Below are 13,626 nucleotides of genomic sequence, written 5' to 3'. Positions count from 1 at the left end.
GTCAGGTCGGGTCAGGCCGGGAACTTGCGGTCGACCCACCTGAAGGTGAACTCGATCAGCACGGCCGCACCCACGGCGACGGCCACCGCGATCCACGGCACCGTGACGCCCACCAGTTTGAGCTGGAAGAAGTCCTGTAGCCACGGCACGACGAGGACGATCAGGAACGCCCCGCCCATCGCACCGACCAGGGCCACCCGCCACCACGTGTAGGGGCGGGCGATGATCGCCAGTACCCACATGGACGTCAGGAACAGCGTCAGCGTGGCCGCGCTGGACTCGGCTTCGAGGGCTCCCTGGCCCGTGTAGTGATGGCGGGCGATCAGGTACGAGACGAAGGTGGCCACGGCCGCGATGGCGCCGCCGGGGATCGCGTACCGCATGACCCGCTTCACGAAGTGCGGTTTCGCGCGCTCCTTGTTCGGTGCCAGGGCCAGGAAGAAGGCCGGGATGCCGATGGTAAGCGTGGACAGCAGCGTCAGGTGGCGGGGCAGGAAGGGGTACTCGACCTGCGAGCAGACCACCAGGATCGCCAGCAGCACCGAGTAGACCGTCTTGGTGAGGAAGAGGGTGGCCACGCGGGTGATGTTGCCGATGACCCGGCGGCCCTCGGCGACCACCGAGGGCAGCGTCGAGAAGCTGTTGTTGAGGAGGACGATCTGGGCCACCGCCTTCGTCGCCTCCGAGCCCGAGCCCATGCTGACGCCGATGTCCGCGTCCTTGAGGGCGAGCACGTCGTTGACTCCATCGCCCGTCATGGCGACCGTGTGGCCCTTGGACTGGAGGGCTCCCACCATGTCCCGCTTCTGCTGCGGGCTGACCCGTCCGAAGACCGAGTTCTCGTCGAGGACCTTCGCCATGTCGGCCCGGTCGGCGGGGAGCCCCCGGGCGTCCACGGTGTTCTCGGCGCCGGGCAGACCCAGCTTGCCGGCGACCGCGCCGACGGAGACCGCGTTGTCGCCGGAGATGACCTTCGCGCTGACGTTCTGGTCCTCGAAGTAGCGCAGCGTGTCGGCGGCGTCGGGGCGCAGCCGCTGTTCCAGGACGACCAGGGCGGTCGGTCGGACCCCGGTGGCGACGGCCGCGTCGTCGAGTTCGCGGGCGGAGCGGGCCAGCAGCAGGACGCGCAGTCCCTGCTCGTTGAGGCCGTTGATCTCCTCGAGGGCCGGATCCCCGGCGGGGAGCAGCACGTCGGGTGCGCCGAGCAGCCAGGTGTTGTTCTCGCCGTCGCCCTCGCTGAAGCTGGCGCCGCTGTACTTGCGGGCGGAGGAGAAGGGCAGGGACTCGGTGCAGCGCCACTCGGCCATGTCGGGGTAGGCGTCGATGATCGCCTGGAGGCTGGCGTTGGGGCGCGGGTCGGACTCCCCGAGGGCGCCGAGCACCTTTTTGACGTACGCCGGCTCGGCGCCGCCGAGCGGGCGCAGCTCGGTGACGTCCATGCCGCCCTCGGTGAGGGTGCCGGTCTTGTCGAGGCAGACCACGTCGACGCGGGCGAGGCCCTCGATGGCGGGCAGCTCCTGGACCAGGCACTGCTTGCGGCCGAGCCGGATGACGCCGATCGCGAAGGCGACGGAGGTGAGCAGGACGAGCCCCTCGGGGATCATCGGGACGATGCCGCCGACGGTCCGGGCGATGGAGTCCTTGAGGTTGTTCTCCTTGACGAGGAGCTGGCTGATGATCAGGCCGATCGAGGTCGGGATCATCATCCAGGTGACGTACTTGAGGATGGTGGAGATGCCGGAGCGCAGCTCGGAATGGACGAGCGTGAAGCGGGAGGCCTCTTCGGCCAACTGGGCGGCGTAGGCCTCGCGGCCGACCTTGGTGGCGGTGAAGGCGCCGCCGCCGGCGACGACGAAGGAGCCGGACATGACCGGGTCGCCGGGCTTCTTCAGGACGGGGTCGGCCTCGCCGGTGAGCAGGGATTCGTCGATCTCCAGGCCGTCGGCCTCGCCGACGGATCCGTCGACGACGACCTTGTCGCCGGGGCCGAGTTCGATGACGTCGCCGAGGACGATCTCGGAGGTGGAGATCTCGGCGGTCCGGCCGTCGCGGCGGACGCTGGGTTTGACCTCGCCGATGACGGCGAGGCTGTCGAGGGTCTTCTTGGCGCGCAGTTCCTGGATGATGCCGATGCCGGTGTTCGCGACGATCACGAAGCCGAAGAGGCTGTCCTGGATCGGTGCGACGACGAGCATGATCGCCCAGAGCACGCCGATGATCGCGTTGAACCGGGTGAAGACGTTGGCGCGGACGATGTCGGTGGTCGAACGCGACGAGCGCACCGGAACGTCGTTGACCTCGCCCCGCGCGACGCGCTCGGCTACCTCGGCGGTGCTCAGCCCGCCCGGCTTGAACCGGGGTGCGGGCGGTCGTACCGGGTGTACGGGGTCCAGCTCCGCTCCCGCGTCGATGGCGGGGGCGGCCGTCCCGCCACCCGGCTCCGGCCCGTCGGATTCGGTTCCAGCCCGCTGCGTCATGCCTTCGACGTTAAGCGGGGTTCTTTCGGTTCACCCGCCGAGCAGTCCGAAGATCAGACCTCAGGATGACCCGAATCGTCCCCTGGTAGCGCCGCGGGTCCTCCCGTGGGGCGGGGGCACTCCGGGGCGTCCCCGCAGGTCGAGCGAACCCACCGCCGGGCCGAGGAGACGTCCCGGAGGGGCACCGCCCCGCCGAAGCCGCGCCGCCGCGCCCGGTCAGGCCTGCGGCTCCGAGCCCGCCTGCCCCGCCTGCCCGGCCTGCCCGTCCTGCCCGTCCTGCCCGTCCTGCCCGTCCTGCTCGGCCCGCGCAGCGACCTCCGCCCGTTCCGCCGCGTGACGCGCAAGCGCCGCGTCGCGGCCGCGGACGTACCAGATGCCGATCAGGCCGAGGAAACCACCGGCCGCGCAGGTCCAGACCCACCACAGCTGGCCCCGGTCGGCGAACCACCCGTAGAAGGGCAGCTGGACCAGGAAGAGGGCGAACCACAGGATCGTGCCACCCGTGACGGTGGCGACGACAGGGCCCTCCAGGGGCTCGGGCGCCTCGTGCTTCGCAATCCATTTCGCCATGCGGCAAGTCTAGGCGGCGGGAAATGACATCTACGCGCGGAGATGGACGCCCTTTCGTTCATGTGTTCATACTGAAACGGTTTGGGCGCGGCCCATTTTCTTCGTATGAACCACCCAATGAGGACCGTATGAGCACCCCGGCCCCCGCCCCCGCCGTAGCCACCGCCCCGGAGCCTTCCCCCCGGGAACCCGCCGGCTCACTGGACCGCTACTTCAAGATCTCCGAGCGCGGCTCGACCGTCGCCCGCGAGGTCCGCGGCGGCTTCGCGACCTTCTTCGCCATGGCCTACATCATCGTGCTGAACCCGATCATCCTGGGCAGCGCGAAGGACATGTACGGGCACCAGCTCGACAACGGCCAGCTGGTGACGGCCACCGCCCTAACGGCGGCCTTCACCACCCTCCTCATGGGCGTCATCGGCAACGTCCCGATCGCGCTCGCCGCCGGCCTCGGCGTGAACACGGTCGTCGCGCTCCAGCTCGCCCCGCGCATGAGCTGGCCCGACGCCATGGGCATGGTGGTCCTGGCCGGCTTCGTGGTGATGCTGCTGGTCGCCACCGGCCTGCGCGAGCGGGTCATGAGCGCCGTGCCGCTCGGCCTGCGCAAGGGCATCGCCATCGGCATCGGCCTGTTCATCATGCTGATCGGCCTGGTCGACGCGGGCTTCGTCTCCCGCATCCCGGACGCCGCGCACACCACGGTCCCGCTGCAGCTCGGCGCCACCGGTCACCTGGACGGCTGGCCGGTCCTGGTCTTCGTCATCGGCGTGCTGCTCACCCTCGCCCTGCTGATCCGCAAGACCCCGGGCGCGATCCTGATCTCCATCGTGGCCATGACCGTCCTCGCCGTCGTGGTCCAGCTGGTCGCGGAGCTGCCCGACTCGGGCTGGGGCCTCACGGTCCCCGCATGGCCCGGCAACCCGGTGTCCATGCCCGACTTCGGGCTCGTCGGCGAGGTCAGCCTGTTCGGCGGCTTCGACAAGGTCGGGATGCTCACCGGCGCCCTCTTCGTCTTCACCGTGCTGCTGTCCTGCTTCTTCGACGCCATGGGCACGATCCTCGGCGTCGGCGACGAGGCGAAGCTGATCGACAAGAAGACCGGCGAGTTCCCCGGGATCAACCGGGTCCTGCTGGTCGACGGCCTGGCGGTCGCCTCGGGCGGCGCCACCTCCTCCTCCGCGACCACCTGCTTCGTGGAGTCCACGGCGGGGGTCGGCGAGGGCGCCCGTACGGGTCTGGCGAACGTCGTGACGGGCGGCCTCTTCGCCGTGGCGCTGTTCCTCACCCCGCTCGCCACCATGGTCCCGTCCCAGGCGGCCACCCCGGCGCTCGTGGCGGTCGGCTTCCTGATCCTGGCGGGCTCGGTCAAGGACATCGACTGGAGCGACTTCACCATCGCCGTCCCGGCCTTCCTGGCCATGGTGATGATGCCCTTCACCTACTCGATCACCAACGGCATCGGCATCGGCTTCGTGAGCTTCTGCGCGCTGCGCCTGGCGACCGGCCGGGGCCGCGGGGTCCCGGTGGCCATGTACGTGGTGTCGGCGGTGTTCGTCTTCTACTACGCGATGCCCGCCCTCGGCCTCGCCCAGTAGTTCACGTCAGCCAGTGGCTCACGTCAGCCCGTAGAACTTCTCCGTCTCGTCGACGGCCGCCTTGAAGCGCTCGTCGAAGTCATCGCGAATGAGCGTCCGGACCACATAGTCCTGGACGCTCATTCCGCGTTTGGCGGCGTGGATCCGGAGCCTGTCGAGGAGCTCCCCGTCTATGCGCATGCTCAGCACATGTGTCCCCATGCCGAAAGGGTCGGGGCACAGGGCGCGCACGCGTGTCGCTTTCAGCCGCCGACTCACCCGTATGAGTGACCCCCGGCGTACGCCTGAAATCGGTTTTCCTTAGGAAGAGTAATGAGTTATTCTAAATACATGCATGACCTCTCCCATGGCGACGACGCAGCCGCCGTGAACGACCTCCGCTCCGCCGTCATGCGGCTGGGGCGACGCCTGAAGCACCAGCGCGTCGACGAGTCGCTGAGCCCGACCGAGATGTCGGTCCTCGGCACCCTCGCCCGCTGCGGCCAGGCCACACCCGGCGAGCTGGCGCGGCGGGAGCACGTCCAGCCGCCGTCGATGACGCGCATCGTCGCGTTGCTGGAAGCCAAGGGACTGGTCACGCTGGAACCGCACCCCGACGACCGCCGCCAGAAGGTGGTCCGCCAGACGGAGGAGGCCGAAGCGATGCTCGAAGAGAGCCGCCGCAAGCGCAACGCCTTCCTGGCCGGGCTCGCGGCCGAGCTGACCGAGGACGAATGGGCCAAGCTCCGCGCGGCCGCACCCGTCCTGGAGAAGCTCGCGCACCTGTAAGGAACGACGCCAGGAGGCGAACGCTTTTGAGTACGGGAACCGGAGCAGACTCCGCACCCGGCCACATATCCACCACCACCAGCGCCGCGCACCCCGCGGCACGGGCGGGCAAGAACCTCGGGGCACCCCCCGGCGGCAGCCGGGGAGGGATGTTCAGCTCGCTGAAGGTCCGGAACTACCGGCTCTTCGCCACCGGCCAGGTCGTCTCGAACACGGGCACCTGGATGCAGCGCATCGCCCAGGACTGGCTGGTCCTCTCGCTGACCGGCTCCGCCTCCGCCGTCGGCATCACCATCGCCCTGCAGTTCCTGCCGATGCTGATGTTCGGCCTCTACGGCGGCGTACTCGCCGACCGGCTGCCCAAGCGGCTGCTGCTCCTCGCCACCCAGAGCGCGATGGGCCTGACCGGCATCGCCCTCGCCGTCCTCACCCTGGCCGGACACGTCCAGGTGTGGCACGTCTACCTCGCCGCCTTCGCGATCGGCCTGGTCACCGTGGTCGACAACCCGGCCCGGCAGACCTTCGTCTCCGAGATGGTCGGCAAGGACCAGGTGGCCAACGCCGTCAGCCTGAACTCCGCCAACTTCCAGTCCGCGCGGCTGGTCGGCCCGGCGATCGCCGGTGTACTGATCACCGCCGTCGGCTCCGGTTGGGCCTTCCTGCTGAACGGACTGTCCTTCGCCGCGCCCCTCGCCGGCCTGCTGCTGATGCGCACCGACGAACTGCAGCCGGTCGAGCCGAGGCCCCGCGCCAAGGGGCAGCTGCGCGAAGGCCTGCGCTACGTCGCCGGCCGCCCGGAGCTGATCTGGCCGATCGTGCTCGTGGGCTTCATCGGCACCTTCGGGTTCAACTTCCCGATCTGGCTCTCGGCCTACGTCAGCGACGTCTTCCACGGGGACGCGGGCACCTACGGGCTCTTCAACACCCTGATCGCGGCCGGCTCCCTGGTGGGCGCCCTGCTCGCGGCCCGGCGCGGACAGTCCCGCCTGCGGGTGCTGGTGGCCGCGGCCGCGGCGTTCTCGGTCCTGCTCCTGGTGACCGCCTTCGCACCCGGCTTCTGGCTGTTCGCGGCCCTGCTCGTACCCATCGGGATCTTCGGCCTGACGGTCAACGTCACGGCCAACTCGAGCGTGCAGATGGCGACCGACCCCGAGATGCGGGGCCGGGTGATGGCCCTGTTCATGATGGTGTTCACCGGCGGCACCCCGCTGGGCGCCCCGCTGCTGGGCTGGATCACGGACACCTACGGCGCCCGGATCGGCATGGCCTCGGGTGCGGTGATCTCCCTGGCCGCCTCGGTCGCGATCGCGGTCGTCCTGGCCCGGGTCGGCAACCTCCGGCTGCGGGTGAACCGGCACGGCGTGACCTTCGTCCCGGCCGTCCCGCACCGCCGCGAACTGGTGGCGGTGGCCTGACCCTGCGGCCCTGCCTCCCGGGCTCCGCCCGGACCCGCGCCTCGAACGCCGGCGTTCGAGGCGCGGGCGTCTGGGGGCAGAGCCCCCAGCAGCGGCGCCGCACCCTTAACCTCGGCCCATGAGACTGTTCGCAGCCGTCCTACCGCCGGACGCGGCCGTCACCGAGCTGGCCCGGGCCGTCGACCCCCTGCACGACGACCACCTGACGTGGACCGCGCGGGCGGGCTGGCACTTCACGCTCGCCTTCATGGGCGAGGTACGGGACGAGGTGCTCCCGGACCTGCACGCCCGCCTGGAGCGGGCCGCCCACCGCACGGCCCCCTTCACACTGCGGCTGCACGGCTGCGGCCACTTCGGGGAGCGCGCCCTGTGGACCGGCGCCGCCGGGGAGCTCGCCGCCCTGCAGATGCTCGCCGACCGGGCCGACGCCGCCGCCCGGCGGGCCGGCGTACCGATGCACCAGCACCACCGGTACCACCCGCACCTCACCCTGGCCCGCGGCCGCACCGCCACCACCCCGCTGCGGCCCTACCTGGACGCCCTCGCGGACTTCGAGGGCACACCCTGGCAGGTCGACACCCTGAGCCTGGTCCGCAGCAACCTTCCCGTCAGCGGGGTGCAGGGCGAGCAGCCCCGCTACGAGACCGTCGGGGCCTGGCAGCTCGGCGGCTGAACCCGCGCGCCCTGCGGCCGGAGCCGGGGGGCGTGCGGGGGAGCCGGCGGGCCGCGTTACGCTCGACGGGTGGATCCCAAGACCAGAAACCGTGTGATGGCCGGTGTACTCGTGCTGATGTTCCTCGTCGTGGCCGTGGCGGCTGCCGTCGGCCAGTAGTCCTTCGCCCCGGTCCGGGCCCGGTGGGCCCGGACCGGGCCGGGCCTACCAGGCGAAGGCCTCCGGCGACGCCCCGGGACCGGGGAAGATCTCCTCCAGGCCCGCCAGGACCTCCTGCGGGAGCTCCAGCTCCACCGCGCGCAGCGCCGAGTCGAGCTGCTCCTGCGTGCGCGGCCCGACGATCGGCCCGGTGACCCCGGGACGCGTCAGCAGCCAGGCCAGTCCGACCTCGCCCGGCTCCAGGCCGTGCTTGTCCAGCAGGTCCTCGTACGCCTGCACCTGCGCCCGCACGGTGCTGTTCGCGAGCGCTTCCGCCGACCGGCCGGAGGCCCGGCGGCCGCCCTCGACCTCCTTCTTGATGACCCCGCCCAGCAGGCCCCCTTGGAGCGGGGACCACGGGATGACCCCGAGCCCGTACGCCTGGGCGGCCGGGATGACCTCCATCTCGGCGCGCCGCTCGGCGAGGTTGTAGAGGCACTGCTCGCTGACCAGGCCGAGCCGGCCGTGGCGGGCCGCGGTCTCGTTGGCCTGGGCGATCTTCCAGCCGGGGAAGTTCGAGGAGCCGGCGTAGAGGATCTTGCCCTGCTGGACCAGGACCTCGACGGCCTGCCAGATCTCCTCGAAGGGGGTCAGCCGGTCCACGTGGTGGAACTGTTGAAGTGCTCTCCTGCATGAATGCGGGAGATTCCTGCCTACCTTGCGGTGGCGGGCTTGACGCGACGAGCGCGCCTGGCGACTGCCCTCCCGGCAGCCGGGATGAGCGCGAGGCCCATCCGGTACAGGTGCAAGACGTTCCGGGCCGGTGAGGATGGTTACGGATCTCCACGTCCGCATCCGTCGCCGCCGACAAATCACCTCCGTCCCGTGCCTCCCGCCGCTGCGCGATCAGGGCGCGGCACACCCCACATCCGTCCGCCGGTTTTGGCGGCAGGTTCAGGAGCAAAAGGTGCATCGGTCCTGACATGGTGGTCCGCGCTCGGCTCATGGCGTACGCCTTCCGGAGGTTCTCTACGACGGCACGTCATCGTTTCCCGGAGCAGGGCAAGACCTGCAGTTCCAGTCGCGTTGTGGACTAAAGATCAACCACGGCAGGTTGCGGACCAGAACGCGAAGTGCTCCCTGGCGGTGTCGCCGAAGAGAGCCAGTTCCTCGTACGCGGCGAACTCTTGAAGATGCGCACGTACGTCTCTCAGATCGCGGAGGAGCAGGACGCCCGTGGACACCTCCACCGTGGCGATGCGGTCGTCGTACACGGTGAAGGTGTTCAGCGGTGCTGGGGCCGTCCGTGAGCCAAGAGGGATGACACCCAAGCGCAGGTTCGGGAGATGTGTCAGCGAAATCAGCCGGTCGATCTGCACGGCCAAGACGTCCGGCGGCACGAGCGGCCAGCGGACGGCCTGCTCGGTGAGGATGAACGTAAACCGCTTCGAGCGGTCGTAGAGGACCTCCTGCCGCTCCAGCTTCTTCGCCACGGCCTTCGAGTCGTCGCCGGGGATGTGCGAGAGGCTGGCCCGGATGTATTCGGGTGTGAACAGCAGGCCCGTGATCATGGAGAGCAGGAAAAACCGGAAATCGCTGCTCGCCCTTTCGAGACCGGCCAGCTCGAACTGCTTCTTGTCCAGACCCTTGCGGCGAAGTGACCGTGCGTCCTGCCAATCGGTGTTCGCCATGCGTGCCAGGGCGGAGATCTCCGCGAGGAGATCCGCCGGCGCGTCGATCGCTCTCAGGATCTGCTCCACGTCGACCAAGGACGGCCGGACCTTGCCGTTCTCGATCCGGCTGATCTTCGACTGGGACATGTTGCAGCGCGCCGCGACCCGGACCCCGGAGAGACCGGATCGCTTGCGCAGCTCGCGGAGCTTGTCGGCCAGCTCCCGGCTGGAGTGGCCCATCCGCTCAGGCTCGAACGTCACGCGCGCACGTACTCCAGGAATGGGATGGACCCTTCCCGCGCGATGCGCTGATGGTCGATGAAGGGTGCGGGATCGCCCTCGAACAGCTCACGGGAGATCTGTCGCCCGTCCTCCGCGTAGTGCATCAGCACGACTGTGGAGCGGTCGAACATCCAGAAGTCCTGGACGCCCGGCAGCGGGTTCGGCCGGTCGGTTACGTCGAGGATGCGAATGTCTTCCCCGATGGGCGCTTGGTGCTGGTAGTACCGCTCGAACTCGAAGCGCAGGTAGTCCGAGAGTGGCTGCGTGACGATGTGCACGCGGCCGATACTCCCGCCTGCTGCCGTGTGCTTGCGGATCAGGTCCGTCCACGAATCCTCGTAGGGCCCGTGGAAGCGGGCACCGTTCTTGAAGGCGGCGAATTCCTCCGCCTCCTGGGGGACGAGGTACTGCGGCAGCGTCTCAAGCCTCCACGCCTCGGTCTTGAAGCCGCGGAATTTGCTCTGCCATTCGTCACCATCCAAGAGCACGTACAGCCTCCCTCAGGACGCTCTCGGGAATCTCCACGAGCCCCTCGCCGTCCGGCGGTGTGAAGGCAGGGGACAAGTCTCCCTGGACGACGAAGGAGCCGGAGGCGGTGCGGTACACGTTGGGGCAGTCGCCTTGTCCGCACTCGCCGTTCCCGTTGCCGGTCAGTCGGGTCAGTTCCTCACGAGCCATGTGAACCCCCTGGTTCGCGGCCTGGTCAGGGCCAGCCACCAAGACCGTACGGAGCGCAGTGGTCAGCCGTCTATGCATCAACGCGACTATGCGCGTTGTCGCATAAATCGAGGGCGGCGCGGGCCGCTCTTGCCTGGAGTGGACTCGAAGCAGTTGGCTTGGGTCCCATGAAGTACACGCAGCTCGGACGCACCGGACTCAAGGTCAGCCGACTTGTACTCGGCACGATGAACTTCGGTCCGCAGACAGACGAACCGACCAGCCACGGAATCCTGGACGCCGCCCTCGACGCAGGTCTGAATTTCGTGGACACGGCCAACGTGTATGGGTGGGGTGAGAACAAGGGCCGTACCGAGGAGATCATCGGCACCTGGTTCGCCCAGGGTGGTGGCCGTCGGGAGAAGACGGTCCTGGCCACCAAGGTCTACGGCTCCATGTCCCGCGGGGGAGACACCTGGCCGAACGAGGACCGGCTGTCGGCGCTGAATATCCGCCGGGCCGTCGAGGCCAGCCTCAAGCGGCTCCAGACCGACCACATCGACCTGTACCAGTTCCACCACATCGACCGCCGGACCCCCTTCGAGGAGATCTGGCAGGCCGTGGACGTACTGATCCAGCAGGGCAAGATCCTCTACGCGGGCTCCTCCAACTTCCCCGGTTACAAGATCGCCCAGGCCAGCGAGACGGCCGCCCGGCGCGGGATGGTCGGCCTGGTCAGCGAGCAGTGCCTGTACAACCTTGCCGAGCGGCGGGCCGAGATGGAGGTCATCCCGGCGGCCCAGGAGTACGGCCTCGGGGTCATCCCGTGGTCCCCGCTGCATGGCGGCCTGCTGGGCGGGGTCATCAAGAAGGAGGTCGAGGGCGGCCGCCGGGCCTCCGGCCGGTCCGCGGACGCGCTGGCCAACAGCTCGACACGGGCACAAATCCAGGCGTACGAGGACCTGCTCGACAAGCACGGCCTGGAGCCCGGTGAGACCGCCCTGGCCTGGCTGCTCACCCGGCCGGGCGTGACGGGCCCCATCGTCGGCCCGCGCACCGCCGAGCAGCTGGAGAGCGCCCTGCGGGCGCTGGAACTGGAGCTGAGCGAGGAGGTGCTGGCCGGGCTCGACGAGATCTTCCCCGGGCCCGGTCCGTCCCCGGAGGCCTTCGCCTGGTGATCAGGTAGCCGTACGTACGGTGGTCGTCGTCCCTTCTTCCTGGACGGCGGCCACCTCCTACTCAAGCTGGCGTCAAAGTGCCCGCTTGGCGGTGTCGAAGTAGTTGATGCCCGCGTCGAGGGCGGAGTCCATGATCGAGTGACTTTCGGGCTCCACGGTCTGGGGGCCGAAGTTCATGGTGCCGAGAACGAGTCGGCTGACCTTGAGGCCGGTGCGTCCGAGCTGCGTGTACTTCATGGGGCACTAGCCAACTGCTTCGAGTGCGCTCGAAGCAAGACCCCGTCGTGACGGGCGTGTTACGGCCCCTGCGCGGGCCGGTAGGGGCCGCCGATCCCCCACGCCTGGTGCAGGACGGCCGCGAACTCGCCCGCCAGCCGGTGCTCGCCCGAGGCGTTCGGGTGAGTGCCGTCGTAGGTGTCGCGGTGGATGTCGTACGCGTCCGGGCGCGCGGCCAGCAGGATCGGCGAGGCGTCGGTGGTCAGGTCGGCGACCGCCTTCGCGAGGAGCTCGTTGAAACGGGCCACCTCGGCCGCGAAGGGGGCGTCCTCCTCGGCGCGGCTGTTCGGGATGACCGGCAGCAGCACCATGCGGACGCCGGGGCGGGCGGCGCGGGCCCCGGCGACGAACCGGCGGACGTTGGCGGCGGTCTGCTCGGCGTCGGTGTAGAAGCCGAGGTCGATCAGCCCGAGCGAGACCAACAGGACGTCGGCGCCGGTGTCGGCTACCGCGGGGCCTATCAGGGGGGCCATGTGCTGCCAGCCCTCGCCCCAGCCCGCCAGGTGGCGGCGGGCGGGCTCCGGGAAGCCCGGGTCGGCGTACGCGTGGCTGCTGGGCACGTCGGCGACGGTGTCGTACAGCTCGCAGCGCGGACCGACGATCCGGTAGGGGCCGCCGAAGGTCGAGCTGAGGTGCTGCCACATCCGGTAGCGCCAGGTGTAGTCGCCGGCGCGCCCGATGGTCATGGAGTCGCCGACGAACATGAAACGCATCCGGCCATCATCGCGGATCGCGCGACAGAAACCCCTGTGACGCCGGACACGCGGCACGTACTGGCAGGCTGGGGGAATGCGCCTGCCCCTGCCGTCCGCCGCCGCGTCCGCCGCCGTTGCCGTTACCGCCGCCGCCGCCGCACTCGCCGTGCTGCCGGGCCCGGCCCTCGCGGCGGAGACCCCCACCGTGTCCTCCTTCACCATCTCCGACCCGCGGATCAAGGAGTCGAGCGGCCTGGCCGCCAGCCGGATCCACCCGGGCGTGTACTGGACGCACAACGACAGCGACGACGGCCCGTACATCTACGCGGTGGACTCGGCAACGGGCAGGACGGTGGCCCGCGTGACGCTGACGGGGATCGGCAAGCCGCGCGACGTCGAGGCGATCTCGCTGGGCCCGGACGGGCAGCTCTACGTCGGGGACATCGGCGACAACCGGAACGGCACCTGGGACCACGTGTGGATCTACCGCTTCCCGGAACCGAAGCAACTGGGCGACGTCACGGTCGAAGCCGCGCAGTTCACGGTGAAGTACGCGGACGGTGCCCGCAACGCGGAGGCCCTGATGGTCCATCCGGTGACGGGGCGCGTCTACATCGCGAGCAAGGACGAGAACAAGGGCGGCCTGTACGAGGGTCCCGCGGAACTGACGAAGGGCAGCACGAACGTGTTCCGGCGGGTCGCCGCCGTGCCGTGGGTGACGGACGGGGCGTTCTCCCCCGACGGCACCCGGCTGACGCTGCGGGGCTACTTCACGGCCCGCAGCTACCCGTGGAAGGACGGCCTGCCGGTGGGCGAGGGCGAACGGGTGGACGCGCCGTGGCAGGGCCAGGCCGAGTCGGTGACGTACACCCCGGACGGCTCCACGCTGATGTTCGGCGCGGAGGGCGAGGGCAGCCGGGTCATCGCCGTCCCGGTCGCCTCCGCCCCTTCGGCCTCGACCTCGGCCTCGCCGCAGCCGGGTGCCCCGTCGGGAGCGGCCCCCGCGGTGGAGCCGACGGGCAGCTTCGGCAAGGGAGCCCTCGTCCTGGCGGGCGGCCTGGTCCTGGTCCTCGGCGCCAAACGCCTCCTCCGCCGCCGCGGCGCCTGATCCGGCCCGTCCGGCTGCGCCCCCATCCGGCTCCGCCACCGCATACAGCCTCGCCAGGGGGCACCTCCCAGCGGTAGCTGGGGGAGTTTGAGGCGCGGGGGTCCGGGGGCGGCGCCCCCGG

Annotated in this window: 13 protein-coding genes and 3 pseudogenes; 6 read left to right on the top strand and 10 right to left on the bottom strand. The window is 70.0% G+C overall.

The features are described from left to right. Nucleotides 1-11 precede the first annotated feature (11 nt). Together OG207_RS24320 and OG207_RS24315 are read right to left on the bottom strand one after the other, a co-directional pair. Nucleotides 12-2,477, bottom strand: coding sequence for a cation-translocating P-type ATPase (locus OG207_RS24320; RefSeq protein WP_329100778.1), 2,466 nt, complete (start codon nt 2,475-2,477; stop codon nt 12-14). A 216-nt stretch (nt 2,478-2,693) separates the two neighbouring features. Further along, on the bottom strand, nt 2,694-3,047 hold the full coding sequence (locus tag OG207_RS24315) for a DUF2530 domain-containing protein (protein ID WP_329100776.1): 354 nt from the start codon (nt 3,045-3,047) through the stop codon (nt 2,694-2,696). A 128-nt stretch (nt 3,048-3,175) separates the two neighbouring features. Between OG207_RS24315 and OG207_RS24310 the strand changes: the two genes are divergently transcribed. Continuing rightward, nucleotides 3,176-4,642: an NCS2 family permease gene (locus tag OG207_RS24310; protein WP_329100774.1), complete on the top strand. Its 1,467-nt coding sequence runs from the start codon at nt 3,176-3,178 to the stop codon at nt 4,640-4,642. 18 nt (nt 4,643-4,660) lie between these two features. Here OG207_RS24310 and OG207_RS24305 read toward each other — a convergent pair whose 3' ends face one another. After that, a complete protein-coding gene (locus OG207_RS24305) occupies nt 4,661-4,843 on the bottom strand; it encodes a hypothetical protein (RefSeq protein ID WP_030010567.1) in 183 nt (60 codons plus the stop codon). A gap of 129 nt (nt 4,844-4,972) precedes the next feature. On the opposite strand from OG207_RS24305, the gene OG207_RS24300 reads away from it, so the two are divergent. From OG207_RS24300 to thpR, 3 genes are all read left to right on the top strand, one after another. Continuing rightward, the gene (locus tag OG207_RS24300) at nt 4,973-5,410 is read left to right on the top strand and encodes a MarR family winged helix-turn-helix transcriptional regulator (RefSeq protein ID WP_030010566.1); all 438 of its coding nucleotides are present in this window, start codon (nt 4,973-4,975) and stop codon (nt 5,408-5,410) included. Between the two features lie 26 nt (nt 5,411-5,436). After that, entirely contained in the window at nt 5,437-6,825 is a 1,389-nt protein-coding gene (locus OG207_RS24295; RefSeq protein WP_402695133.1) for an MFS transporter, read from the top strand. 118 nt (nt 6,826-6,943) lie between these two features. Next, nucleotides 6,944-7,498 carry an RNA 2',3'-cyclic phosphodiesterase gene (gene thpR / locus OG207_RS24290; RefSeq protein WP_329100771.1) on the top strand — a complete coding sequence of 185 codons (555 nt, stop codon included), beginning with the start codon at nt 6,944-6,946 and terminating at the stop codon, nt 7,496-7,498. Between the two features lie 204 nt (nt 7,499-7,702). Here thpR and OG207_RS24285 read toward each other — a convergent pair. The 5 genes and pseudogenes from OG207_RS24285 to OG207_RS24270 all read right to left on the bottom strand — a co-directional run. Beyond that, nucleotides 7,703-8,317 (bottom strand): annotated as a pseudogene (locus tag OG207_RS24285) (aldo/keto reductase); the annotation flags it as partial. Between the two features lie 32 nt (nt 8,318-8,349). Beyond that, a pseudogene (locus OG207_RS44100) lies at nt 8,350-8,457 on the bottom strand (RNA-guided endonuclease InsQ/TnpB family protein); the annotation flags it as partial. 279 nt (nt 8,458-8,736) lie between these two features. Further along, the gene (locus OG207_RS24280; protein WP_329100769.1) at nt 8,737-9,570 is read right to left on the bottom strand and encodes a helix-turn-helix domain-containing protein; all 834 of its coding nucleotides are present in this window, start codon (nt 9,568-9,570) and stop codon (nt 8,737-8,739) included. Beyond that, a complete protein-coding gene (locus OG207_RS24275) occupies nt 9,567-10,079 on the bottom strand; it encodes a DUF6879 family protein (RefSeq protein WP_329100767.1) in 513 nt (170 codons plus the stop codon). Before OG207_RS24275 ends, OG207_RS24280 begins: the two co-directional genes overlap by 4 nt. Beyond that, nucleotides 10,063-10,269, bottom strand: a complete 207-nt coding sequence (locus tag OG207_RS24270) for a hypothetical protein (RefSeq protein WP_329100765.1) — start codon at nt 10,267-10,269, stop codon at nt 10,063-10,065. Before OG207_RS24270 ends, OG207_RS24275 begins: the two co-directional genes overlap by 17 nt. Before the next feature lie 167 nt (nt 10,270-10,436). Between OG207_RS24270 and OG207_RS24265 the strand changes: the two genes are divergently transcribed. Continuing rightward, nucleotides 10,437-11,426 (top strand): aldo/keto reductase, encoded by a 990-nt coding sequence (locus tag OG207_RS24265; RefSeq protein ID WP_329100763.1) that lies wholly within the window; start codon nt 10,437-10,439, stop codon nt 11,424-11,426. A gap of 87 nt (nt 11,427-11,513) precedes the next feature. Here the strand turns inward: OG207_RS24265 and OG207_RS24260 are convergent. Beyond that, nucleotides 11,514-11,663, bottom strand: a pseudogene (locus OG207_RS24260) (aldo/keto reductase); the annotation flags it as partial. Nucleotides 11,664-11,722: 59 nt separating this feature from the next. Further along, nucleotides 11,723-12,415, bottom strand: coding sequence for a GDSL-type esterase/lipase family protein (locus OG207_RS24255; protein ID WP_329100762.1), 693 nt, complete (start codon nt 12,413-12,415; stop codon nt 11,723-11,725). A gap of 76 nt (nt 12,416-12,491) precedes the next feature. On the opposite strand from OG207_RS24255, the gene OG207_RS24250 reads away from it, so the two are divergent. After that, the gene (locus OG207_RS24250) at nt 12,492-13,505 is read left to right on the top strand and encodes a WD40 repeat domain-containing protein (RefSeq protein WP_329100759.1); all 1,014 of its coding nucleotides are present in this window, start codon (nt 12,492-12,494) and stop codon (nt 13,503-13,505) included. Nucleotides 13,506-13,626 lie beyond the last annotated feature (121 nt).

This window comes from Streptomyces sp. NBC_01439 (assembly GCF_036227605.1).
GTDB lineage: Bacteria > Actinomycetota > Actinomycetes > Streptomycetales > Streptomycetaceae > Streptomyces.
This window is presented reverse-complemented; position numbering and strand designations above follow the sequence as displayed.

Bases quoted from the DNA above. Each gene is read 5' to 3' on its own strand.
- OG207_RS24320 (WP_329100778.1), bottom strand. From the start codon at position 2,477: ATGACGCAGCGGGCTGGAACCGAATCCGACGGGCCGGAGCCGGGTGGC.
- OG207_RS24315 (WP_329100776.1), bottom strand. From the start codon at position 3,047: ATGGCGAAATGGATTGCGAAGCACGAGGCGCCCGAGCCCCTGGAGGGC.
- OG207_RS24310 (WP_329100774.1), top strand. From the start codon at position 3,176: ATGAGCACCCCGGCCCCCGCCCCCGCCGTAGCCACCGCCCCGGAGCCT.
- OG207_RS24305 (WP_030010567.1), bottom strand. From the start codon at position 4,843: ATGGGGACACATGTGCTGAGCATGCGCATAGACGGGGAGCTCCTCGAC.
- OG207_RS24300 (WP_030010566.1), top strand. From the start codon at position 4,973: ATGCATGACCTCTCCCATGGCGACGACGCAGCCGCCGTGAACGACCTC.
- thpR (WP_329100771.1), top strand. From the start codon at position 6,944: ATGAGACTGTTCGCAGCCGTCCTACCGCCGGACGCGGCCGTCACCGAG.
- OG207_RS24270 (WP_329100765.1), bottom strand. From the start codon at position 10,269: ATGGCTCGTGAGGAACTGACCCGACTGACCGGCAACGGGAACGGCGAG.
- OG207_RS24265 (WP_329100763.1), top strand. From the start codon at position 10,437: ATGAAGTACACGCAGCTCGGACGCACCGGACTCAAGGTCAGCCGACTT.
- OG207_RS24255 (WP_329100762.1), bottom strand. From the start codon at position 12,415: ATGCGTTTCATGTTCGTCGGCGACTCCATGACCATCGGGCGCGCCGGC.
- OG207_RS24250 (WP_329100759.1), top strand. From the start codon at position 12,492: ATGCGCCTGCCCCTGCCGTCCGCCGCCGCGTCCGCCGCCGTTGCCGTT.